The 25,900-nt window shown below is 39.7% G+C and carries 19 protein-coding genes; 13 read left to right on the forward strand and 6 right to left on the reverse strand.

Features of this window, described 5'->3' with window-relative positions; all coding sequences use genetic code 11:
• Positions 1-94: 94 nt before the first annotated feature.
• Entirely contained in the window at positions 95-610 is a 516-nt protein-coding gene (locus E6H07_16610; GenBank protein ID TMI63019.1) for a hypothetical protein, read from the forward strand.
• A 12-nt stretch (positions 611-622) separates the two neighbouring features.
• Here the strand turns inward: E6H07_16610 and E6H07_16615 are convergent, their stop codons facing one another.
• The gene (locus tag E6H07_16615) at positions 623-2,467 is read right to left on the reverse strand and encodes a DUF748 domain-containing protein (GenBank protein ID TMI63020.1); all 1,845 of its coding nucleotides are present in this window, start codon (positions 2,465-2,467) and stop codon (positions 623-625) included.
• A gap of 303 nt (positions 2,468-2,770) precedes the next feature.
• Between E6H07_16615 and E6H07_16620 the strand changes: the two genes are divergently transcribed.
• The 9 genes from E6H07_16620 (at position 2,771) to E6H07_16660 (ending at position 11,754) form a co-directional block, all read left to right on the forward strand.
• Positions 2,771-3,814 carry an agmatinase family protein gene (locus E6H07_16620; protein TMI63021.1) on the forward strand — a complete coding sequence of 348 codons (1,044 nt, stop codon included), beginning with the start codon at positions 2,771-2,773 and terminating at the stop codon, positions 3,812-3,814.
• 236 nt (positions 3,815-4,050) lie between these two features.
• Complete coding sequence (locus E6H07_16625) at positions 4,051-4,614, forward strand: hypothetical protein (GenBank protein ID TMI63022.1); 564 nt, start codon at positions 4,051-4,053, stop codon at positions 4,612-4,614.
• A gap of 95 nt (positions 4,615-4,709) precedes the next feature.
• Positions 4,710-6,008 (forward strand): radical SAM protein, encoded by a 1,299-nt coding sequence (locus E6H07_16630; GenBank protein ID TMI63023.1) that lies wholly within the window; start codon positions 4,710-4,712, stop codon positions 6,006-6,008.
• 223 nt (positions 6,009-6,231) lie between these two features.
• Positions 6,232-7,143: a DMT family transporter gene (locus tag E6H07_16635; protein ID TMI63024.1), complete on the forward strand. Its 912-nt coding sequence runs from the start codon at positions 6,232-6,234 to the stop codon at positions 7,141-7,143.
• A gap of 60 nt (positions 7,144-7,203) precedes the next feature.
• Positions 7,204-8,388, forward strand: a complete 1,185-nt coding sequence (locus E6H07_16640) for an MFS transporter (protein ID TMI63025.1) — start codon at positions 7,204-7,206, stop codon at positions 8,386-8,388.
• Positions 8,389-8,391: 3 nt separating this feature from the next.
• Entirely contained in the window at positions 8,392-9,105 is a 714-nt protein-coding gene (locus E6H07_16645; protein TMI63026.1) for an SDR family NAD(P)-dependent oxidoreductase, read from the forward strand.
• A 212-nt stretch (positions 9,106-9,317) separates the two neighbouring features.
• A complete protein-coding gene (locus E6H07_16650; protein ID TMI63027.1) occupies positions 9,318-10,163 on the forward strand; it encodes a hypothetical protein in 846 nt (281 codons plus the stop codon).
• Positions 10,164-10,228: 65 nt separating this feature from the next.
• Positions 10,229-10,426 carry a gliding motility protein GldL gene (locus E6H07_16655; GenBank protein TMI63028.1) on the forward strand — a complete coding sequence of 66 codons (198 nt, stop codon included), beginning with the start codon at positions 10,229-10,231 and terminating at the stop codon, positions 10,424-10,426.
• Positions 10,423-11,754, forward strand: coding sequence for a bifunctional folylpolyglutamate synthase/dihydrofolate synthase (locus E6H07_16660; protein ID TMI63029.1), 1,332 nt, complete (start codon positions 10,423-10,425; stop codon positions 11,752-11,754). Before E6H07_16655 ends, E6H07_16660 begins: the two co-directional genes overlap by 4 nt.
• Here the strand turns inward: E6H07_16660 and E6H07_16665 are convergent.
• Entirely contained in the window at positions 11,714-12,271 is a 558-nt protein-coding gene (locus tag E6H07_16665) for an NUDIX hydrolase (GenBank protein ID TMI63030.1), read from the reverse strand. The genes E6H07_16660 and E6H07_16665 overlap by 41 nt on opposite strands.
• 14 nt (positions 12,272-12,285) lie before the next feature.
• Positions 12,286-13,320 (reverse strand): alpha/beta fold hydrolase, encoded by a 1,035-nt coding sequence (locus tag E6H07_16670; protein ID TMI63031.1) that lies wholly within the window; start codon positions 13,318-13,320, stop codon positions 12,286-12,288.
• Between the two features lie 212 nt (positions 13,321-13,532).
• Here E6H07_16670 and E6H07_16675 point away from each other — a divergent pair, with 212 nt between their 5' ends.
• Genes E6H07_16675 through E6H07_16685 form a run of 3 tightly spaced genes read left to right on the forward strand, consistent with a single transcriptional unit; the run spans position 13,533 to position 18,020 of the window.
• A complete protein-coding gene (locus E6H07_16675) occupies positions 13,533-15,182 on the forward strand; it encodes an amidase (protein ID TMI63032.1) in 1,650 nt (549 codons plus the stop codon).
• 34 nt (positions 15,183-15,216) lie between these two features.
• Positions 15,217-16,851 carry an amidohydrolase gene (locus E6H07_16680; protein ID TMI63033.1) on the forward strand — a complete coding sequence of 545 codons (1,635 nt, stop codon included), beginning with the start codon at positions 15,217-15,219 and terminating at the stop codon, positions 16,849-16,851.
• An 11-nt stretch (positions 16,852-16,862) separates the two neighbouring features.
• The gene (locus E6H07_16685) at positions 16,863-18,020 is read left to right on the forward strand and encodes a hypothetical protein (protein TMI63034.1); all 1,158 of its coding nucleotides are present in this window, start codon (positions 16,863-16,865) and stop codon (positions 18,018-18,020) included.
• 241 nt (positions 18,021-18,261) lie between these two features.
• On the opposite strand, the gene E6H07_16690 is transcribed toward E6H07_16685, so the two are convergent.
• The 3 genes from E6H07_16690 to E6H07_16700 all read right to left on the reverse strand — a co-directional run bounded on the left by E6H07_16690 (position 18,262) and on the right by E6H07_16700 (position 25,854).
• Positions 18,262-19,623 (reverse strand): hypothetical protein, encoded by a 1,362-nt coding sequence (locus E6H07_16690; GenBank protein ID TMI63035.1) that lies wholly within the window; start codon positions 19,621-19,623, stop codon positions 18,262-18,264.
• Positions 19,620-22,631, reverse strand: coding sequence for a hypothetical protein (locus tag E6H07_16695; protein ID TMI63036.1), 3,012 nt, complete (start codon positions 22,629-22,631; stop codon positions 19,620-19,622). The genes E6H07_16690 and E6H07_16695 overlap by 4 nt, the downstream gene beginning before the upstream one ends.
• A gap of 349 nt (positions 22,632-22,980) precedes the next feature.
• Complete coding sequence (locus E6H07_16700; protein ID TMI63037.1) at positions 22,981-25,854, reverse strand: T9SS type B sorting domain-containing protein; 2,874 nt, start codon at positions 25,852-25,854, stop codon at positions 22,981-22,983.
• Between the last annotated feature and the right edge of the window lie 46 nt (positions 25,855-25,900).

Genomic DNA, 25,900 nt, shown 5'->3' on the forward strand with positions numbered 1-25,900 from the left:
ACATGCAGGCAACATGGGGTTTTCTCCTATGCTGTCTGAAGAATATATCATCAACTCCATTAACTTTACGAATTAACCAATCTAGATTATAACCTTGAATAAAACATCACAAAATATTGAAGAGCTCCCACTATGGGCAAAAGCCGGTGAGATGGGACAGTTAGTTGTAAATCATGACTGGTCTAAAACGTCAATTGGCAATGTTGAAGATTGGCCCTTAAGTCTTCGGATAACATTATACAATGTTTTACATTCAGGTTTCCCAATGTTTCTCTTTTGGGGCGAAGAATTTCTTTGTTTCTATAACGATGCTTTTCGGCCCAGTCTCGGAGGAGAAGGAAAGCATCCTGCAATCGGGAAAAAAGCAATTACTGTGTGGGGTGAGATCTGGCATATAGTCGGCCCTTTATTACAAAAGGTTTTAGTAACAGGCGAAGCTGTAGTGATGGAAGATGCATTAATCCCCTATTATCGAAATGGAAAAGTAGAAGACATATACTGGACTTTCACGTACAGCCCGGCTTTGGGCGAAGAGGATAAAATTTGCGGTGTTCTTGTTACCTGTATAGAAACCACAAAATATGTTTTAGAGAAAAAACAATCATTATAAAAATTCAAACTGTTATTGTTTTTTTCGTTCTTCCTTCTTTTCTTTTTTTGCTTCTTTCCTGGCTTCTTTTTTTTCTTCACGAAAAGCTTTCTTGTTTTCTTTTGACATTTTCATCGTTTCTTTCAGCCCCGCCATAATTGATTTAATGGTAAAGTTGATAAATGATTTATTCATATTTCGCTCGGCATTGAACTGAACGACACGTGGTGGCAGAGTTGCCTTAGCTGGATTGGCAGAAGGCAAAAATGTATTTGCACTGAATGTAAGAAGAGAATTCTTCCACTTTGCCTTATCAGGGAGTTCCATTGAAATATTCAGATCATGAAATAAAAATTTCATTGTACCCGTTGAGCTGGTACGATTACCAGTACCCGAAAATGTTATTCCATCCACCGTTCCTTTATTGACAGTTGCTGGTGTGTATCCCTGAATCAATTTATTTAAACCGGGTAGATCAAATTTTCCAATGCTTCCATTGAAAGTGAATTGGGGTTGTTGGTAACTAAAGCCAAAATTGATATTCAACGAAGCCTTATTCTCGATATAAGTATCAATGTTCAGCATCAGCATCTCAGAAGATGATAGGTTGGTGATATTTTTTACAGTTGCCGCTCCCCTGTTTAAGTTAGTGGTTATATAAGTTCCATCGGGGTTACGTTCCTTGTTAACAAGATTAATATTCGTTGCTTTTATTTTTTTTATTAACAGCGGTGATCCGATATCTTTTACAGACTGTCCAAGATATTGAGGAAAATTATTCGGGTCAACAGGTTTTGTTTTATCACTGTAAACAGTTGCCGATATCTTGTCAAGAATAATTTCATCAATGAATATTTTGCCGGTATACACCAGCGTATCGAAGTTTACTCCCAGCAGGTTTAGTGTACCGACTGTACCTGTAAACTGTGTGTTTTGATATTTGAAGTCAGCCTGGATCGTTGCCTGGCTCACATTCGATCTATAGATAACATCATTCAGCTTTATTGATTTATCCTTGTATGAAAGATCGAATGATTGTAATGCAAAATGACGGAGACTGTCTGCCGTTTGAATATCAAGCTTTTTTAGACCCGTATTAAAATCAGTGAAACGATAGGTCAGGGTATCGAGAGTTTGCTCAACGTGCAGCGAATCAATGTTAATTTTAAAATCCTTAAAATTGACATTCCTTAAAGCCTCCTTTTTCAAACTCCCCGTAAATTCCCCGATCAAGAGATTAAAATGCAGGTAAGATATCAGATCCCTTCCCGGTTGCTGATCGATCAGAATGTCTCTTAATGAAATATTGAATTCCTTGACCCTGAAGTCCTGTCCTTTGATCGTGTCTGTAGCATGGATGGAAGCATCAACCATATCAAACTCTTTAAGAAAATAAGACTCAATAGAATGCTTAGTATTGTTTTCCGTTGAACCGGCAACTGTATCTTTAAATGGAAAAAAAACAGTCCTTTTACCGGCAATCGTTGATTCAACCTCCGGTTCTATTATTATAATTTTTTCAAGTTTTAATTTCTTCGATTTTAATAAGGTTAGGATCTGAACATTTTTCAGTTCCATTTTTTTGGTTGTCAGCCGGAATGAACTGTTGATATAAGGATAATTAACTAAAGGCTTTTTCCTTGGCTGCAATTCCACATTATATACTTCAACATCCCCTTTCAAAAGATTGACGCTTAATTTTTCAAATTTTAATTCATAAACATCTGAAACAATGTTTTCATTGAAACTTTTGATCAATGCATCTGTAAGACGCCGGTTAAGAGTATAGTATAAAAAAATAGAGCCTGCAATTATAAGAACAAGAAAAATTCCAGCTACCCGGAGTATCTTTTTTTTTAATGGAAGTTTTCTTTTCATAAGGATTGTTCCTGTAAGTTCGACCTTTTCAGGGAGGGGATATCATATATTAATCCTCTGCCTGCCGTTAGTATCTTAAAATAATATGCCAATTGCGAATCCCTCACAATTGCGTTGTTTAATCTCCCATATCATCAGACTTTAAGAAAATTTCCAGCTATTGTCCAACAGAATCCCCAATCCAACATCCAGTATCTAGTATCCAGTTCCCTATTTCCCTCCCATCCCATAATCAAAAAACTCCGATTTTGCTACCAATTGAATCCCCTGTAACTTGCACAGCTTTTTAATAACAGCACATATATGGTTGATCTTTCGAACTACGACCCTAACAGTGTAAGTAACCCTAACAATAATATATTCGGTTTACCTACAAAAGAAGAAGACTCGAAACTGGTTTTGGTACCTGTACCGTGGGAAGTAACGGTAAGCTATGGCACCAGCACTGCCCGTGCACCCGAAGCCATTTTTAAAGCCAGTATGCAGGTGGATCTTCACGATCCCGAATTCCCGGACGCATGGAAAGAAGGTTTCTATATGCGGGAAACCGATAAGAAAGTCCTGATGAAAAGTGATTACCTGCGCAAAGAAGCTGAACTGTATATTGATTATATAGCCGAAGGTGGTGTGGTAGGCGACAACCAGTTTATGACCAAGACACTGCGTGAAGTAAATGAAGGCAGTGTGTATATGAATAACTGGGTGTATGAACAAACGAAAGTGCTGCTGGAAAAAAATAAACTCGTTGGCCTTGTTGGCGGCGATCACAGTACCGTGCTGGGATTTTTTAAATCCATTGCTGATAAGCATGGCAGCTTCGGTGTACTGCAACTCGATGCACACTGCGACCTGCGTGATACCTATGAAGGTTTCAATTATTCGCATGCCAGCATTATGTATAATGCGCTAAAAGAAATTCCGCAACTGGAGAGGTTGATACAGGTAGGTGTCCGCGATTTCAGTCTCAGCGAGTGGGAGTATATCAAGAACAGCGATTTCCGTGTGGTTACCTATTTTGATAAAGAGATCAAGACGAGAATATTTGAAGGTGATACATGGAAAGGTATTTCGGAAGAGATCATCAGCAAGCTGCCCGATAAAGTGTTTATCAGTTTTGATATCGACGGGCTCGACCGTAAACTCTGCCCCTTTACCGGTACGCCGGTACCGGGTGGTTTCGAACTGGATCAGGTGTTTTATTTATTCAGCAAGCTGCATCGCAGCGGCAAGACCATTGTCGGTTTTGACCTGAATGAGGTTGGTATCGGCGGTGATACCGATTGGGATGCTAATGTAGGTTCAAGAGTATTGTTTAAGCTATGCAATTTGCTGGCAAGTGCTAAGTAGATAGTAAATACCGGATATTAGATATTGGATATTGAGACCAACTCCATTACTACTATCACCGCCTGTTGTGTCACTCACTTGTACTTCCTGTAATTCTATTCCGCATTTCAGGCCACAGAGAGCCGCAGAGGAATAGAGTTACACTGAGAAAATCTCTAAGGCCCTCTTTTAAATCTCTGTGGTACTCTGTGGGCAAAAATATTTTTAAAAGTCATGAATAAATATCCGGCTGAGTAATGCAAAAATTCGAATTGATAATAAAGAATGAGAAAGAAAAACTATATGCTGTCATTAGTTGGATCATTGTCATCAGCAATATTATTTTCTTCATTTTAATGACTGCATCAACCGGTTTTAAAAAATTCGGACCACTTATTTATGGATTAGTTACTATAGCTGCGATCATCATTCCCCGTTATTTTAAAAACCCAAAAGAGAAACCAACCTTAACACCTGCTTTTTTCATAATTGCCCTGGCATGGTTCAATACACAATACTGGTGGGTGGCTTTTATCATCTGTGCTTTTGAAATATTGGATTTGATTACGAGAAGAAAGTTGGTCGTTCATGTAAACGAGGAAAAGGTCATGTATCCTTCATTTCCTCAAAAAGAGATCAAATGGTTTGAACTAAGCAATCTCATTCTCAAAGACCGTTTACTGAGTATCGATTTAAAAAACAACAAACTTTACCAACATGAGATCATCAACGGCGAAAATGATCATGATATAGATGAAAAAGAATTCAACGACTTTTGCAAAGAGCAACTGAATAAAAGCGAACTTTATAAATATAATTGATGAGGTGTCGGGTGCGAGGTATTAGGTGCCGGGATGATAACTGATTTACACCTGATAACTCACAACAGACACCGGACAACTGATAACAAACAAACATGAACCTCTCTCACTCACCATACATTCTCTATTCTGATGGCAAGGGAAATATTTTCGAAGACCAGTCACTCTATACAACCGGCCGTAGCGGATGGGATGCATTTCCTATTCCTGAAGAAGATTGGATCGAATTACCGGATGGTGGTTCACTATACGAATTACCGGGAAGAAAAGGAATTGGGATCGATGTAAAGACGGGTGAAATGCGTTTATGTGAAAAAGGATGGGCTGTTGCTGCATTTATTCCACCGGCACATACAGGATTGTATCTAGCTGCTTATGAATCAGAAAAAGATGCGCCGGTGCTCCCTTTGTTTTGTTATACAGCAACAGGCTGGCATGATAATAAGTTTTATGTACCCGCTGTAAGAATTGAGCAGGATATAAGACAGGAGTGTTCAGGTTACGATCAAACAAAAATTAAAAGTGGCGCACAGCATTTATTAAAAGCTTATCCGCATAATCGTTTGGTAAAACACCTGATGGAAAATTGCTGTCTTACTTATAATTGTCCTGCTGCAAGAAACTTTTCATTGGGCAGATGGGAATGCCCGGTACCTGCATCACCTGCATGCAATGCAAATTGTGTTGGTTGCATTTCTTTACAACCTGACGAAGAACCGATCGTTTCAACACAAGATCGCTTATCATTCAAACCAACAGCAGAGGAAATTGTTGAGTTTACAGTTCCGCACCTTGAAACAGCGCCATACCCTTTAATAAGTTTTGGCCAGGGATGTGAAGGCGAGCCGTTGCTGATGTGGGATGTTCTCCGCGATGCAATTATTGAAATAAGAAAACATACAAAGAAAGGAAGCATCAATATCAATACAAATGGTTCTAACCCTGAAGCAGTAAAAGCATTATGCGAAGCAGGATTAAATTCACTGCGCCTAAGCACTAACTCAGCACGCAGGGAAATTTATATGCCTTACTACCGGCCAAACAATTATGATTTTGATGATATCATTGAAAGCCTGAAAGTAGTAACCAGTTACGGCGGTTGGACATCTATCAACTATTTTGTTTTCCCTGGCATGACGGATAGTGTTGCTGAATATGAAGCGCTACGCAAGCTGATTAAAGAAACAGGACTGAAGATGATACAGTGGCGCAATTTTAATATTGACCCGGATTGGTATCTTGGTAAAATTGGTGTAACAGATACCGGCGAATGTATGGGAGTAAAACAACTGATGGAACTGTTACGTGAAGAATTCGCTGATCTGAAATTCGGTTACTTCAATCCTTCGATAGAACGCATCAAAGGAAATTTTGAAATGGATTTTGCACATTGATTTGTTGGGGGCTAAAGCCCCGGCATCATACTACATTACTTGTCCCCAGCCTAAAGGCTGGGGCTATTTTTTCATACTACTTCAAACATAGTATCCCGCCTGATTAGCTTCTTCGGAAATTTGCCTCAGACTTTAGGCTGGGGATGATATGAATACACAAACCCACATCCGGGGCTTTAGCCCCGGATGAAATACAACTTAACTACTAACTTCGTCCGCAACAATGCAACATGAACATCATCATAGGCAACAGATATTAACCGGCGTCGGGCTTGCTGTATTGGCTACTATTATATGGTCAGGCAATTTTATTATAGCAAGAGGTGTAATCAAAGATATTCCCCCCGTTACACTTGCTTTCTATCGCTGGCTTACGGCCACAATTATCATCGCCCCATTTGCATGGAAGTATTTTTTTACAGAACTAAAGATCATCAAAGAAAGTTTCTGGTTCTTTTTTCTTGCTGCTGTTACAGGGGTCAGTATGTTCAATACGTTTGTATATGTAGCAGGACATTATTCAAGTGCTATCAATATGGCTATACTTGGCACTTGCTCCTCTCCCATTATGTCAGTTATTCTTGCAAGAATCTTTCTAAAGGAAAAAATTTCAACATTAAGGATCGTCGGAATGACCGTTTGCGTTCTTGGAGTATTGTTATTGCTAAGTAAAGGAGACATCCATAATCTTATTTCATTCAGATTTACAAAAGGTGATTGGTGGATATTAGCTGCTGCGCTTTCCTTTGCGATCTATAACACGATGGTAAAAAAGAAACCAAAGGCAATGCATCCTGCCAATTTTCTTTTCACCGTTTTTCTTTTGGGTACCCTTATTCTTCTTCCGTTCTATTTTTCTGAATTAAACAATAAAGGCGGCATTGCGGTCAATACTTCAAATATTTTAACGATCCTCTATCTCGGTCTTGGCACATCGGTTATTTGTTTTTATATCTGGAACAAAGCCATTGCAGTATTGGGTACGGGAAGAACTGCTTTATTTGGAAACCTGATCCCCGTATTTAGCAGTATTGAAGCCGTTATCATCTTACATGAGCAGTTTAGCTGGATACATATTCTCAGTATGATACTTGTATTTGCAGGTATTATTATTACAAACCTGCGATCAGCATGAGCATCATTTTTCAGTTCATTTATTACATCAATACTATATTTACATTTATCAAACAAACTGTTGAGAAAAAACGCCAAACATATTCTGCCATTAATTGTTCTTTCGCAATTTGCGGGAACATCTCTTTGGTTTACAGGCAATGCAGTTTTACCGGAGTTAAAACAATCATTGCAGTTGAGTCAATATGCAATAAGTTTAGTTACATCAGCTGTTATGATTGGATTTATAATAGGAACATTGGTGTTTGCATTCTTTTCGCTTGCAGATCGTTTCTCTCCTGTAAAATTATTTTTTATCAGTTCGTTACTGGGTGCATTTTCTAATTTACTGGTTGTATGGTTTGCAACAGATGGAAATTCTTTATTCTTTTTTCGATTCCTCACAGGTTTTTTTATTGCGGGTATTTACCCGGTAGGAATGAAAATAGCAGCCGACTGGTATGAAAAAGGTTTAGGTAAAGCGATGGGCTTTTTATTAGGTGCATTGATTTTTGGTACAGCTTTTCCGCATTTGCTAAAAAACCGTGAGTTTGATCTGCCCTGGAAAACGGTTTTATATATCACATCACTCTTTGCTGTTGCAGGTGGATTAATGATGATCCTGTTTGTTGGCAACGGCCCCTATAGAAAAAGATCAGGCGGTTTTAGATGGGATGCATTTGGAAAAATATTTGGTTCAAAAAAATGGAGACAATCTGCTATCGGTTATTTCGGACATATGTGGGAACTCTATGCGTTCTGGGGTTTTTTGCCGCTGATGCTTGAGTTGTATGCAACGAAAAACAAACAGTCACTGGATATTTCGTTTATCTGTTTTTTAGTAATTGCGACCGGTGCAATAGGAAGTATTGTTGGAGGATATTTATCAGTTAAAGTTGGTAGTGCTAAAGTAGCATTCGTTGCATTGCTCATATCTGGTATCTGTTGTTTTTTATCTCCATTCATTTATTCATTACCGCTCCTGGTTTTTCTTGCATTTTTATTTATCTGGGGATTTACAGTTGTACCCGACTCGCCGCAACTTTCAACACTGGTAGCACAATATGCACCGGAAGAATTACGAGGAACTGCACTTACTATTTATAATTCAATAGGGTTTGCTATCACTACTATTAGTCTTTATGTTTTTGATCGGCTCTTTCACTCCAGTGGTTTTTTAAGCGGCGGAAATACTTTTGCAATACTCGGCCTTGGAGCATTAGTGGGTTTGCCAAGTGTGTTGCGGTTACTTAACAAATCAGATTAAAAAATGAAAATCATTATTGTTGGCGCCACATCAGGTATAGGCAGAAGAATGGCAGAGTTGTATGCAGCAAAAGGATATAAGGTTGGTATCACAGGCAGGCGTAATGAATTGCTAAATGAAATACAACAGCAATTTCCAACATTGATCGAAACTGAGTGCTTTGATGTTAGAGGCAATGAAAACATTTCAAAACTGGAATCGCTGATAAATAAATTGGGTGGGTTGGATATCCTTGTTTATAGTTCAGGCATTGGCGAGCCAAGTAAGGAACTGGACTGGCAACTGGATAAAATGACTGTTAATATAAATGTGAACGGGTTTATAGAGATCTCGAACTGGGCTTTTAATTATTTTGTCAAACAAGGCCATGGCCGTTTGGCCACTCTTTCATCTATTGCATCACATCGCGGCAATAGCTGGGCGCCTGCTTATAGTGCTTCAAAGGCTTTTCAAAGCAACTACTTTGAAGGGCTGGCAATCAAGGCTTTTCGCATGAAAAAAGATATCGGAATTACGAGAATAGAGCCCGGTTTTGTAAATACAAAAATGGCAAAGGGCAATAAAGTATTCTGGAGTGTTCCGCTTGAAAAAGCCAGCCTTCAAATCCTGGATGCCATTGAAAAAAAGAAACGCCGGGTGTATATCAGCAAACGCTGGTGGCTGATTGGAAAGCTCATGAAACTCCTCCCTTTCTGGCTCTATAAAAGGTTCGGGTAATTGCCACATAGAAGTAATGCTGATGAACGGAGCGTCGCAAGTAAAGCATCATAGTAGCATTACAGCCCGTTATCAAAAAATTAACATTAATTATCAGCGTCTGCAGACAAGTTGCACAGGCTTTGCATCGTTCTATCAACAGGTGTGAACAAGAATGACTTGAACTCAAAAATCCACCTTGTTACATTTGTATGAACTACTACGCAACCACAATGTCACAGACTTTTGAAAAAGAAAAGAACAGGCGGGCTACATTGATCACAGCAGGCTTTGCTGCGTCATTAGTACTCATCATGTTTTTGTGGAAATGGAAGTTGCCCGATCTGCAGGCGTTGTTACCACAGGGAGAATTTATTGAGATCAACTTAGGTGTTGATGATTTCGGTTCAGGTACCGATCAGCCGATGACACCGGGTGATCCTGCACCTCAGCAACAGATCGCTTATACTCCTGTTGCAGCTCCCGAAAAATCTGAGTCGGATGATGCAAAAGATATTGAAGAAGATGTGGCAGAGAAAGAAGCACCGAAAGTTTTTAAGCCGGCTGTTACAAAACCTGAAGCAAAAGAAATAAACAAAGAAAATAAAGTTGTAAAGGTTACTCCTAAACCAACACCACCTGCACCACCTCAGCCTAAAAAAGGTGCGCAAATGACAAGTACAAGAGGTGGCAGTGGTAGTGGTGGAAATGGGGCTGAGACTTATCAAAAAGGAACTGGTGAAGGTATAGCAGGTGGTCGTGGTGATCAGGGTGTGCCGGGTGGTTCACCAACGGGAACAGTCTATACTGGTACACCAAAAAACGTAGGTGTTAGAGTTATAAGCATGTCTGGAGCAAATTTTGAAGATGATTTTAATGAAAGTGGTAAGGTAGCATTAGATATTGTTGTAGATGCTAACGGTAAAATAATCTCGTCGACTTTTCAACCCAGAGGTTCCACTTTGAGTAATAGAACTCAAATTGACATTGCAAAACGCAGGGCAACACAATTGACTTATCCTAAATATCCAGAAGGTGCAAAAACAACAATAGTATTTGATTTCAAAGTCAAAGGATAGGTTCAGGAAATATTTCATTTGAAATGGCATCTCATTAATCGGGATGCCATTCTTATTTTTGCTTGATGAATGGACTTTACTATTTAAGATGGCCGTTAATTATTTTTCTTATAGGCTTCCTTATACGTTTTACAGGCATATTGTTTAAAATCAGGCATTGGCCAAGCGCCGATGAAATGATAACCATTGGTTCTATAATCTGCGGAATCGGAATTGTATTTGGTATCATTAAGATCGCAGTTGTCAAAAAGCCTGAACAATGAACTACCAGCAAACAATAGATTATTTGTTTACCCGTCTGCCCATGTTCAGCCGGATAGGCGCTGCTGCATTTAAGAAAGACCTTACGAATACGTTACGGCTTTGTGAGTTTCTTGGTAATCCGCATCAGAAATTTAAATCAGTTCACATTGCCGGTACAAATGGTAAAGGTTCTGTAAGCCATATGCTGGCTGCTGTTCTTCATTCGGCTGGTTATAAAACAGGATTATATACTTCGCCACATTTAAAAGATTTCAGGGAAAGAATTAAATGCTCTGGTATGGGCAGACTGGAAATGATCGACAAGGATTTTGTAATTGAGTTTACAGAAAGGATCAAACCGTTGATCGAAGAAATTGAACCAAGCTTTTTTGAGATCACTGTTGCAATGGCTTTTGAATATTTTGTACAGCAAAAAGTAGATATCGCTGTGATCGAAGTTGGGCTGGGTGGAAGATTTGATAGTACAAATATTATTACTCCGGAACTTTCCGTGATCACAAATATCGGCTGGGATCATATGAATATACTTGGAAATTCGCTGGAGGAGATCGCTTTTGAAAAAGCGGGTATCATAAAAGAAAATATCCCGGTTGTTATTGGTGAGACGATCCCTGTTACTAAACCCATATTTGAAAAAATAGCTGCAGAGAAAAATAGCGAATTACATTTTGCAGCAGAAAAAAGAAGTGCAACAGAATGGAAATGGGAGAAACATGAACTGATCACAGAAGTACAGGAGAAAAATAAAACTGATCATAAAGAATATCATCTTGATCTGCCGGGTATTTATCAATCTAAAAATTTATTAACTGTACTTGAAGCCTGTTCAGTTTTGCGTGAAAAGTATTACAAGATTGATGAGCCTGTAATTAAACAGGCTTTACACAAAACAAAAAAGATCACGGGGCTTCATGGAAGATGGGAACTAATACATGAACATCCAACTGTTGTATTGGATGTAGGACATAATGAAGATGGCATTAAACAAATTGTACAGCAACTTGAACTCACCACTTATCGTCAACTGCATATTATAACCGGTTTTGTTAAAGATAAAGAAGTGGAAAAAGTTTTAGCACTCCTTCCTCATGCTGCTCGTTATTATTTTACCCAGGCTCAAATACCCAGAGCATTGCCTGCTGAACAACTGAAAGAAAAAGCTGCGGAATTCAATTTGAAAGGAGAAGCTTATCCCGATGTAAATACGGCATTGAAACATGCTTTAAATAAAGCTCATAAAGACGATCTCATTCTTGTTTGCGGGAGTGTGTTTCTTGTTGGAGAAGTCAATACTTTAGCTCATGCATTTTTTCCAATGCATACATAATGCAGGTAACATGCATTGACTGAACAATCTTTTTATCTTTCAGCAATTGCTTCACTTCATCTACAGACAATAATTCAACTTCTATTTCTTCATTGCCATCCAGTTCCTGTTTACTTGTAAGTTTGCCGCCCCTGGCCAGGAACATATGCATGAGGTTATTATTGGTGGAAGGATTAGCAGAGGTTGGGCCAAGATATTCAAATGAAGAGAATGTATAGCCTGTTTCTTCTTTCAGCTCTCTTGCAATTGCCTCTTCAAAATTTTTATCTGTATCATCAACACAACCGCCGGGAATTTCAATACAGGTTTCACCTAAGGCATGACGATATTGCTTCACCATTATTATTCTTCCGTCATCCGTTACAGGCACTGCGGTAACCCAGGTAGGGAATTCATACACATAATAAGGATCGATGATCTTTCCTCCAGGTGTTTCGCATTTATCTTTTCTTACTTTAAACCACAGATCGCTGAAGAGATATTCGGATTTAAGAATTTTCCAGTTCAAGTCACTCATTAAGTATAGAATTGTTATTTAAAGTTCTCCCCATCGACATCCCGGATAAATTGTATCACACCGCTCATAAAAATCTGCTGATCGTCGTACATAGCAAGATGACTACCGTTGGGGCAATAAAGATAACGTCCTTTCTGCACTAGTGTACTTTGTTCTTTCATTGCTTCAGGATCCATCGTGTCATGTTTAGCTCCGATCATCAGGGTAGGAATTTTTATCTCCTTCAGTCGGGCTTTCACATCCCAGTTAGCTAATCTTCCTGCAATACCAAATTCAGATGGGCCCTGCATCATTTTATAGATCTCATAATTCGTATGACTGAAAGAACGGGTTACCGGTTCAGGCCATTCTTTCAACCTGCATATATGTTCATTATAAAAATTAGGGGTCAATAATTCCATATATCTCGGACTTGTAAATTCACCTTTTGCCTCGATCGCTTTAATTTCTTCCACCACTTTCGGATCCATTTGTTTTGCCAGCACTTCAGAATATTTTCCATATTCGGGGCAGCTCGCCATCATATTGGCAACGATCAATGCTTTCATATTATCCTGGTATTTTAAAGCATAGCTCATACCCAAAATTCCTCCCCATGAATTACCGAGTATATAAAAATTAGTTGCATCGGCGCCAATTGCTTTGCGTACCTGTTCTACTTCTTCTACAAAACGATCTGTTGTCCATAAACTGCTATCGGTTGGTTTATCCGACCGATAAGACCCTAACTGATCATATTCATAAAACTCGATCCCTTCTTTCGGAAAGAAACTTTCAAAACATTCCATATACTCACCTGTGGCGGCAGGACCGCCATGCAGCAATAGAACTTTAATACGTGGATTATTGCCAAATCGTTTTGTCCAAACTTTAAAATCTCCAACAGGGGTTTGTATCGGGATCATTTTTATCCCGGCCATCTGAACGCCACTATCGCTATAATTGAAATAAGCGGATACCGGCTGGTTACCATCTTTGTTTGGCTTATTTGGTTGGTTACATGCAGAAACAATGGATAGTACAATTATTACTGGCAACAATTTTCTCATAGCAATTATTTTACCCGAAAAGGTAATGAAATAATTCATATAGAATTTCAGGCCACAGAGAACCACGAAGTGTAAAAAGAGTTGCACGGAGTTAAGGCAGCAATTCTCTGTGAAACTCCATTCCCTCTGGGGTTCTCTGTGGCCAATTACTTCAAACAGCAGGTTTGTAACTGAAAATTTGAGCTTAACTTGTCATTCTCAAAAATTATAATATGAGAATTTATATTACTGCTTTCCTGTTATTGTTTTTTGTTACTGTAAAAGCACAAACAAAGCAAGACACAATAAAATTATTACGCAGCACAGCAATGCTGTATGATCTTGAATATTCAGACTCAGAGGCCGATTCAATGATCGGCAATATCCGTAACAACCTGCAACTGTACCAAGGCATGCATAAAACTTTACCGACAAACGACATCCCCTACCCTTTTGCATTCAGCCCTATACCTTTTGGAAATGAAATAAAAAGAACAGCTCAAAAAGTTGAGCTTTCGATCCGCTATGGTGTGCAGGTTCCGAAAAACAAACCCGATCTCGCATTTTATTCTATTCCTGAATTAGCAGGATTGATCAAAGAGAAAAAAATAACATCACTCGAGTTGACAAAGTTTTTTATTGAACGTTTAAAAAAATGGGGTGATACATTGCAATGCGTTATCACATTAACTGAAGATACAGCAATAGCGCAGGCGATGCGTGCCGATGCTGAAATGAAAGCAGGAAAATATCGTGGCTTGTTGCATGGCATACCTTATGGGTTAAAAGATCTGTTTGCTGTGAGAGGATATAAAACTACCTGGGGCAGTACACCCTATAAAGACCAGTATGTGGATGAAGATGCATACGTGTATAAAAAATTAAGAGATGCCGGTGCCGTATTATGTGCAAAGCTTTCGATGGGTGCATTAGCACAAAACAATAAATGGTTTGGTGGTGAAACAAAAAATCCATGGAACCTGAATGAAGGTTCAAGCGGTTCATCTGCCGGGTCTGCATCTGCAACTGCAGCCGGTTTGTTACCGTTTGCAATCGGAACAGAAACGTTGGGCTCAATCGTTTCTCCTTCCACAAGATGCGGGGTAACAGGTTTGCGACCAACATTTGGATCGATCAGCCGCAGCGGGGCAATGGTGCTTTGCTGGAGCCTCGATAAAGCAGGGCCTATTTGTCGCAGTGCTGAAGATGCCGCTATCGTTTTTAATTATATTAAAGGAACGGATGGTAAAGACCCCGGTGCAGTTGACAAACCTTTTAACTATAATGGTGTGGCTGATTTTACAAAACTTAGAGTTGCTTATGCTGAAAATTATTTTAAAAGATTGCCTGCAGATGCAGCTCCTCAGAAAGTACTGGATGTTTATCGTTCGATCGGTGCAAACCTGACCCCTGTTGAATTCCCGGATTCAGTTTTATATCCTGTAAATTTTATCAGCATCATTCTCGGTGCAGAAAGTGCAGCAGCATTTGATGAACTTACAAGAACAAATCGTGATGACCTGGTGGAAAGACAGGATCGTTTTTTCTGGCCTAATGGTTTTCGCAGCGGACAAATGATACCGGCCGTTGAGTATATTAATGCCAACCGCTACCGCTACCAGCTTTGTAAAGCATTTAATGAATTCATGAAAAATTATGATGTGGTGATCATTCCTACATTCTCAGGAAGACAACTGGCATTGACCAATCTTACCGGTCATCCGGTTGTTGTGATGCCGGTCGGGTTTAACCAAACCGGTTCTCCGCAAAGTATAACATTGATTGGAAATTTATATGATGAAGCCACTATCTTAGCCGCTGCGAAAGCATACCAGGATAAAACAGATTTTAATAAACAACATCCGGAGAAATTTAAAAACTAAAAAACCACAACTAATAGGTTTTAAAAAGATGATTATGAAAAAATTATTTACGGCGGCAATATTATTTGTTACACTTATTTCATGTTCTCAAAAAGAAAAAGCCGACTTGCTTGTATTCAATGCAACTATTTATATCGTTGATTCTGCTTTTTCCACAGCAGAAGCAATGGTGGTGAGTGCGGGTAAAATAATTGCTACTGGTAAAAAAGATGAACTGGAAAAATCGTATGATGCAAAGGAACAATTAGATGCACAAGGAAAATTCATCTATCCGGGTTTTATTGATGCACATGCCCACTTTATGGGTTATGCTGAATCACTCACAAGAGCTAACCTTGTTGGCACTACCAGTTGGGAGGATGCGTTGGAAAAATTAAAAACATTTGCAGCAGATAATAAAGAAGGCTGGCTTGTTGGCCGCGGCTGGGATCAGAATGACTGGGCAATGAAAGAATTTCCAACTAATGATAAACTGAATGAACTATTTCCTGACCGGGCTGTATTGCTCGTGAGAATAGATGGACATGCTGCCATTGCAAACATAAAAGCATTGGAAGAAGCAGGTGTAAAACCCGGCGATAAAATGACTGGTGGTGAAGTGGAAGTAAAAAATGGAAAGCTAACCGGTATTTTAATTGATAATGCTATTGATGTAGTGTCAGCCAAAATAAGCCGCAACTCAGAGGCGCAGATACTAAAAGCTGTTAAACAAGCCGAAGAAAACTGTTTTGCAGTTGGACTCACAACAATTGATGATTGCGGTTTAAGTGCTGCATCTGTAGAGAAAATAAAAACCCAGCAAAGCAAGGGTGAACTGAAAATGCGTTTGTATGTAATGCTGAGTGATGAACCATCCAATTATGATTACCTGGAAAAAAGCGGCGCTATAAAAACTGACCGGCTAAATGTAAGAAGCTTTAAAGTGTATGGCGATGGTGCACTCGGTTCAAGAGGTGCATGTTTATTGGAACCATACAGCGATAAACCTAAGCATTATGGATTTTTATTAAGTAATCCAGAACATTTTGATTCGGTGGCAAACCGCATTTACAATAAAGGTTTTCAAATGTGTACACATGCTATTGGCGATAGTGGCAACCGTACTATTTTAAATATTTATGCTAAATATCTGAAAGGAAAAAATGATCTGCGCTGGCGGATTGAACATTCACAGGTAGTAAATAAAAATGATTTTAATTTGTTTGGAGCTAACTCTATCATTCCTTCTGTACAACCAACACATGCTACCAGCGATATGTACTGGGCCGGTGACAGGTTGGGTAGTGAAAGAGTAAAAGGAGCTTATGCATTTAAAGACCTGATGAAACAAAATGGATGGATACCACTCGGAACAGATTTTCCTGTTGAAGATATTTCCACTTTTAAAACTTTTTATGCAGCTGTGATACGCAAGGATGCAAAGGGCTGGCCGGAGAATGGTTACCAAATTGAAAATGCACTGAGCCGTGAAGAAACACTGCGTGGCATGACCATCTGGGCAGCCAAATCAAATTTTGAAGAGCATGAAAAAGGTTCTCTTGAAAAAGGAAAGTTTGCAGACTTTATAATATTGGATAAAGACCTGATGAAGGCCAATGAAAAAGAATTATTGGAAATAAAAGTGGTGAAGACTTTTTTAGGTGGCGAGAAGGTCTATGAAAAAAATTAAACCTATTCAGCATGATCGTTGGCATAAAAAATAGCTTGCTATTTTTTATTACGTTATTTGGATGCTCATTCACATTTGCCCAAAAGAAGCATGTCTCGCTAAAAGATTCTTTGGACAAGAAATTTGATATGAGTGATTATCTTATCGATGCAAATGGTTTTATCCCAATTCCTTTGATCATTACAGAGCCGGCTGTCGGCGGATTCGGCGGGGCAATGATCCCGGTGTTTATAAACAAAAATCATCCTTACCAGGATTCAATAAAAGGACAACTGGTAACAACTCATGTAGCTCCGGATATAACTGGCGGCCTTGCATTATATACTGTTAACAACACATGGGCCCTCGCTGCTTTTCGTTCTGGTATTCTTATCAAGAGCAGGATCAAATATGTGATTGGCGGTGCCTATGCTAATATAAATGTGTCATTTTATAAAACTCTTTCTCAATTGGGTGAAAAAGAGTTGAAGTTTAATTTAAAAACTATGCCTCTTTTGCTGCAGGCAACTAAAAGAATTGGTTTTTCTCATTGGTATGCAGGGCTAAAATATCTTTTTGTTAAGGTTGATGCCAGTTATAAAGGAGATACGATTCTTAACTCAGTAGCAAAGTCATTGGAACTTGATCGGGTCGTAAGTCAATTGGGAGGGATCGTAGAATTGGATAGCAGGGATAATATTTTTACTCCTGACAAAGGAATAAAACTTCATACTGATGCTGTCATTTCCGACAATTTTCTTGGAAGTGATTATGATTTTTGGAAACTGAACATGTACATGTATGCGTATACACCCGTTTCAAAAAAAATAGTAGCAGGGCTCCGGATTGACGGACAACAGGTTCTTAATGACGCTCCGTTTTATATGCTTCCCTATATTACTATGCGTGGAATACCCGCATTACGTTACCAGGGCAATACAGCTCTTCTTTCAGAGATCGAAATGCGTTGGGATATTAAACCCCGCTGGAGTCTTATGGGGTTTTCCGGGGCAGGAAAAGCATTTAATGATTGGAATAAATTTGATGCTGCTGATTGGGTATGGAGTTATGGAACCGGTTTTCGTTATTTGATAGCAAGAAAATTCAAATTGAGAGCAGGGATCGATGTAGCTCATGGTCCGGGTACATGGGCTTACTATATTGTATTTGGAAGTAATTGGGTCAAATAAATACAGACACCAAGAATAAAAAAAGCAATCTTTAAAAGATTGCTTTTTTTTGTGTGCCCGAGACTGGAATCTTAAGCCCTTGATTTTGTGGATAAAATTATATCTGAGTGCCATTTTTTCGCCTGAAATAATTTCATGACCTGACAGTTTGAGGGTCGCTTACAATGAAAGCAATGCAATTGACATTTGTCCCACATTAATTGGTCGCCTAGCCACCCGTTGATAGAAGGCGCAAAGTTCATTATTGGTCTTTCTCATCTTTTCCGTCAATATCCATTTCGTCGTAAAAATCATCATCTGAACGCTCATCATTATTCCAGGCACCTTCAGAGCTTTTGTACGTTGTTTCAAATAGCAACCTGACAATCGGAATCAATAGCTTCTTGTCACTTGCCGTGCTAACAAGTTGAAGCAATGATTGCGTCCATGCCCTGCCTTGTTCAGGAGTAAAGTTTAATTCGCAGACATGATCGGAGTGATCATCTTTTTTTTGTTTTTCGGAAAAATATTGCAGGGTACCCTTGCAACCAGAGCAAGGACGGCGTGTGCCTATAATGTCTATCGTACAATCATCAAGTACGCGAGGGTTTTCCTCCTGCATAAACTCCAGCATTTTTATAAACTTCATCTCAGCGTGAAGGTTATTTTGGCCATGTACAATAAAAAAGGAGTTGCTTTTATTCTCGATAATATTCTTCAACGGATCACTCAAAAGTTCTTTTGTAGGTTTTCTGACCAGATCAAGTATCATTTTATTGTCATCCTGCATTGCATTCAAAATGTCATGAAGAAAATCACGTCCCTCGGTAAATTCGTCGTCGTCTTCAGGATAAAAATAAATCTCGGCCAATCGCTGCTGGAATCTTTTTATTCGGTCTTCCACAACACTGTTAGGGGCCAAACTTGAAAAGTCCTGTGTGAGTTCCTGAAGGATCTCATCCGGGGAGAGATCAAAAGTCGATTCAATATTATTAAGTGAGCGTCTGCTATTGCTAGCAATGAAAAATTTTTCTTCCCCATTCTTATTTCGGAGACGCATTAGCTGAAACTCTACAGGCAGTTTATTTTTCTGATCATTTGTTCCGGACAAATAATAAAAGTTAGTAATGAGATGACGCATTGATTGTATATCCCTTCGTCCTGAGAAATCTGTTGGTTCGGTTGTCTTAACAGTTGCTGCATATCCTCCTCGTTCATCTCCGGTTATTTTTCCGGCTTTTTTAAGATCTCTCAGGATTTTATCCATCGCAAGCATATTCTTCGCTTCGGTTATGCGTAGGATATCTGCATCATCCAATCTTTCAAGTCCGGGCTCTTTTATTTTCAGCTGATCATTGGCCTGGGTATCATCGATCCGGGGTCTTTTAGTCGAGGTACTTTTATCGTCTGCATCTTCCTGATCTCGTTTTCTTTTCTCTCCCTGCTTTTCTTTTCCTTTTTCGTCTTTTTTCTTTTTGGCCTCATAGGATGTTTTAATGTCGTCATCTTTCGCAGTTTTTGGCGCAGTAGTGTTCTTGGTTTTAGCGTCAATGATCGTCTGTCCCTGGGCATGGAAACAGAGCATAACGATCACACACAAAAATGCTATTATCGTAAATTTCATTTTCTAAGAGTTTTATAAGTACGGTTATTGTAACCTTCAAAGTAAATTATCACTTTCATTTGCGGGTCCCAACAGGCGGGATTATATGGATAATTTGGGGTACGAACTCCATACTTGTAAGCATAGGTGTATATGTTCTTTGATCCGAAAGGAAGGATTAACAATGTATCAGCCTTATCCATTTCGAATTCCACCGTATCATTTTTGTTAGTTAGATAGCCAATATGGTATCCTGAGCCCATTTCCAAGGGGTGGGATAATTCAACTGTTAATATTGTGCTGTCAATCACAGGACATGGAATTAAACTGTCCTTAAAAATGCCTTTGTTAAGGATTGTTTGTTCTAATGCGCCTCGCATGGAGGACCAAATGGCGGGGTCATCAAAAAATGTTGGACTAAACAGATCCCAAATTGGACGAAGGTCCATGAGAATCGGAACCTCTTCTCCCTGTTGCAATGACCAGGATTGACCGGTAGACATGCTTCCGCCAAAGGTGCCAAATCTCACATGTTGTGCATCAGTTGTTTTGCTGCCTGATGTAGAAAACTGTTGAGAATAACCAATGGAACCGCCTAACGAGAGACCTTCGATTATGCCTTCTGCTTTCGCTTCTATAGCCAGGGACCTGGACTGGGCGCTGTCACGATCGGTAAATTTTGAAGTTACTTCCAGGAATGCCATGCCACCATAAGTGATAGCATACGCATAATGCGTACCGAACTCTTTAACGAATCCCCAATAGTCGGGGATCAGTCCATTGACAAAATCATTGCGAAGCCTGCTGACAGCATTCCTGAATCCGTTCGATAGTAGCATTGTGCCCTTATCAAGTACAAGGGCATATTTCCCCACTACAGTTCTTGCAACAGATTTTGAATAACCTCCGCTAAATGCCTGGCTTTGTTCCTGCTGATACCGCACATTTTCTGAAAAAGAAAATACCTCAGGTACCCCCACATTGGCGCCGACATTAATTCCCCAGCCATTAGAATATTCCATTGTAGAATCTGCCGTAAAAGATTTCATTTTCTCAATACCTACATTATCGTTGCGATATAATAATCCACTGGGAACGATAATACGGTTATCGGTGGTATAATAATCGTAGCTGCCTTCTTTCGGGTAGGCAAAGATCTCTTTAAAACTATAAATATCTTTTTGAAAGTTGGTGGGATCCATTGTCAGGATATTATAGCCAACAAAATTGGCTTTGCTCAGTGCGGGTCGTTGATCCTGACTGAATGTGCCTCCCCATGCGATCTTATCTCCAAATGAAGATTCCTTCACCTGAGGTCTTACCAGTTGCAAGGGCAAACTTGCAATGTTGATATCCTGCGGATAAATGGTGACTCCCGTTTGGTTGGCCGTCACAGTTGCATTACCATCGATATATGCCCAGTCTTCATTAGTAAATCGTTTTATTAATGAAGAATCGGATGCACTGAGCTCGGTTTTCTTTTTGAAAGTGGAAAACTTGCTTTTGGTCATTGTGAAAAAACTGTTCGCACTGTCAGCGCTATTGTCCACATACAAAATATACACTGAATCCTGGATCATATCCATAATGGTATACACGGGAGCTGCTGAATAGTTGCCATGGACATTTGCGAAGTGGGAAGTATCACTTATTTCTATTCGTTTAGGTGGTGTTTGTCCTTCTGCCAGCCAATGACCAGATGCACTGATTCGATTGAGCATTGTAAAGTCATCGACGGCATAGATATCATTTGAGTATAGAAAGGCAATTGAATTCAACATACTGTCCTGCCTGAGGATAAAACCGCGGAAATCTGAGTAACGTGGTATGTCGATACAAAAAGTCTGTTGAAGCCCTCCCGGTTTACCACTACAAATAACTATCGTATCATTTGAACTTGTTACAAAATTGAGTGCAATGATATGGCTACCATTATAGGTGCCAAACATCCGCCTGATCGAGCGATCTTTTATCGGCAACGAATCGATCGTGGTTGCTGGCGGCAGTGAAGGATTTTTCATAAAATCACGAAAACGGCCTGAGACGATCGGGAAATTTGTTGTATCAAAACCACTTGTGATAAAAATATTTTTTGATATTGCTTGCGTATATGCAAAGGAGGTATCGCTTAAAGACCCATTTTTTGTTTTTGCGAGTATAGGTATAAGAGGCCCTGCCCCCATCGGATTTTTGTTGATCAGCAATGAAACAATCTCAGTGGATAAATGTGACTTAGTGTCGTCATTCATATAAACGTAATAGTTGCCGTGTGCCACACCGGCATAAGGAGTAACAGAGATATCCGGGCTTGTGTAAAAAAAAGATTCCGTTTCAGAAGTAAAAAAGGAATAACCATTCAAGCCGGTGAATAATGAATCGTCGGCAACAATGCCTTTACGTGGCGCTCCATAATTCAATGACGTTTTTTGCATTTCCGGCACTGTTAGTTTTTTATGCCATAACCGCAATGTTGCTATGCTGAACTGCAAATCTTCATTCTCTTCATCACCAATACGAAGTTCGTTCTTGAAATCATAGCGTGGACCATACCTTACTTTTGCCAACGATGACTTAGGTGTTATTTTTTTCTGGTCACAATAAAAATCTGTACGATCCTTTTGTGTTACAAATACTAACTGGTGAAAATTTGCATCCTTGTATGGTAAAAACCAGGCTGCAGTGGTGATTCCATTTGAAAAATGAATAGTACTCAGATCAGATTTTATTGAAACACTGTATTGTTGTTGTACGTCATTACCATTTAGAAGAATTGTATAAACTGATTTTTTAACGCTTGAGAGGTTTTTGAATGATGCTATAATTTCAATAGTTCCTTCGAGTCCCGTCTTTAATCTTAGGTCCGGCGAAAAAACGATCACAGCACCACTGTCCAACACAACAGGTTTGTATTTTTGGTTTTGTGCCTTCGCATGCATGCAAGCCAGACAAAGGAAGAAAAATAAAAATAATTTTGTAAAGAAGGTGGAAGCGTAAACTACTGCAGCTGCTTTTCTTAGATTCTTTTTCATGAAAATAGTTTTGGTTATCCTGTATGATACAGCCACTAATTAACTAGTGCGCATAACACAACTTTGATAATTCTATCACAAACGATCAATAATCTTTAGATATGCTACCTAACCAGAAGAATATGCTAAAACAACGGGTGAGTAATGACGCGACAGTTCTAAGATAAAGATTTTAGAATAAAAAACAAATGGACATGCCAGTAGTATGATTTTAAACGGGTGCGATCATTTTTTAAATACGAATACGGCATATCCGTCCCCTCGTCGTCAATAAGGGTCACCAATTAAAAGAATGGTTCCTCTCGAAGGATCAATAACCATAAGCAAACAGTAACTCATTTCTCCCCGCTTATCGTATTAAAACAAAACTACCATTTACGAGTTTGGGTTGTTCACCCGAAAACTGATAACTGCAGGTCCAGATGAAAGTGTCGCTGGGCTGCGGAATCCCTTTGAAAATTCCGTTCCATCCCTGGCCTGCATCGGACGTTTGAAATACCAATTGGCCCCAGCGATTAAAGATGCTGAATTTGTATGAAACCAAATTTCCATAGGCGATGGGTTTGATCAGATCATTCTTTCCATCGTTGTTTGGAGTGAATGCCGAAGGAACAAAGATCCCTTTCATGCATTGCTTCGGTACCACTGTTATAAATTCTTTACCAACACAATCATTATTATCGCGAACTTCTAACCAATACTGCCCCGCTTGTGTAATGGTAATTGATTTGGTCACGGAACCCGTGCTCCAGTTATAGCTGGAAAAATTCTGAAGTGATTGCAACACGAGCGAACTGTATTCGCAAATGCTTGTATCGGCCTGCATGAAACCGGATGGTGATGGTAATAATGTCGTGATGGTTGTACTACCGGTTCCCACACAACCTTTATCATCGGTTACTGTTACAGAATAAGTGCCGGGAGCATTCACCGTGATTGACTGTGTCGTAACACCTGTGCTCCAGCTATAGGATGAGAAGTTTCCGGCATTCAAAATCCTGCTATCACCTGCACATAATGAATTAGACTGATCTAAATTTACAACAACATCAGGATGTACTGTTATCATCACTGCATTACTTGTAGCTTCCGTAGTAGTCAGACAGGATCCGGTGGTACTCAGCTTACAAGTGACAACATCTCCATTGACAAAACTGTTATCGGCGTAATTAACTAACCCGTTTCCGACTGGTACACCATTTTTATACCACTGATAACTTGGCGTCGTTCCGACATTCATCGCTGATGCAATGAAATTGACCTGGCCTCCACGACAAATATCGACTACATTAGAGCTGATGGTTATGGAAGGAGTTACCGAAGCTATGATATGCATTTGAATAGGAATGCTCGGCACAACGGGTGAGACTAAGCATGGTAAACTTGATCCGACAACACCAAACACGTGATCTCCGTCTGTCAATGTATTATCGGTATAGGTTGGTGAGTTCAGGAAAAGATTTGTACCATTCCTGAACCATGTATAGGCTGGTGAAGTACCCCCATTAGTCACAGTTGCTGTAAAAGTAACGGGGGTTCCAAAGCAAACATTATTTGCTGAAGCAACAACGGTGATGCCAACTATGACGGGAACATTAACACTTAATGTAATGGAGTTACTGACTGCAGTTGAAGTTGTGAGACAAGTGCCGTTTGAAACCATTGTAACGTTAACAACATCACCATTCTGAAAAGTATTATCTGAATACGTACTACTGTTTGAACCGACAGGTATCCCGTTCTTCATCCATTGATATACCGGTGCTGATCCTCCATTAAGTGGTGTCGCATTGAAAACGACCTGCTGGCCCGTACAGATAGTTGAAGTGTTTGCTACGATGGAAACGGAAGGAGTGAGCGTAGCAGGGATGTGTAATAAACCCTCTCGGGAAAAAATTGCACCGCAACTATTGCTTGCAACACAACGATACCCGTAATTGCTCATGTTTGCGGTCGCGGCCGTTATTGAAAGAATGTTTGTATTCACACCCGAATACATAGCATCGTTATTTAAGTTCACCCAACTGCCTTGAACTGTTTGCACCTGCCACTGATAAGTTGTGATATTAGTTGCACTGATACTAAAAGAAGCATTCCACCCACTGCATATTATGGCTGTAGAGGGTTGCTGATCGATTGTGGCCATTATGCAATTAGATATCTTCCTTATTACATTCCCTACGTGTTGATTGGCGAAATAAATATTATCATTATGATCGATGCTGATCCTGCCTTCAGTGAATTGCATATTGGCAGCTATTGCCGGGCCTCCATCACCTTCATAACCCCATGTGCCACTGCCCGCATAAGTGGTGATGATACCGGCTGCATTGATTTTCCTGATAACAGCATTGTCATCGCCCATGAAGAGGTTGCCTGCATTGTCAATAATTACCGATCCGGGAAATTTAATTTGCGCCGATGTTGCAGGGCCATTATCTCCAGAGTAACCCTGCACCCCGGTGCCTGCAATGGTTGTGATGATCCCCGAATTAGTCACTTTTCTAATGCGATGATTTTGTCCATCTGGAATATAAACATTACCGAGATTATCAATAGCTACTTTTCCTGGAAATGCTAGTTGTGCGGCTATTGCAGGACCACCATCACCGGAATATCCAATCGTACCATTACCAGCAATTGTTGTGACAATACCCGCACTTACTCTTCTTAACGTATGACATCCGTTGTCCGATATATACAAATTATTTGATGCATCGAAGCTTAATGCGGCTATTGCACGAAACCTTGCAAGTAACAAAGGTCCACCATCACCAACAGCACAGTTGCTTGTAACCTGACCCGACACGGTAGTGATTATACCGGCAGGATCGATCCTTCTGATTACAGTCCCCAACTGGTCAGCAAAATAAATATTATTGTTATTGTCAATGGCAATCGCAGAAGGATGGCGAATGAGCGCATTCACTGCAGGTCCTCCATCGCCGGTATAACCTGTGATCGCATCTGATCCTGCAATGGTAGTAATGATGCCCGCTGCATCGATCTTTCGAATCGTATTATTAAAATTCTGGGCGATGTACATATTTCCCAGGTAGTCGAAGGCCGGATAACAAGAACCCATATCACTTAAAGCTGCATAAATAGCGGGTCCACCATCGCCTGAGTTATTGATGGTACCATTACCCGCAACGGTGTAGATAGTTTGTGCAGGCAAAGACGTGAAAGCAATGAAAGAAATCATTATAGCAGCCAGTTTCATGAGAGCTAAAATAATTTTTTTTGGGCGAAAATACTAGTGGAAAACT

This window comes from Bacteroidota bacterium (genome assembly GCA_005882315.1).
Classification (GTDB): domain Bacteria; phylum Bacteroidota; class Bacteroidia; order Chitinophagales; family Chitinophagaceae; genus VBAR01.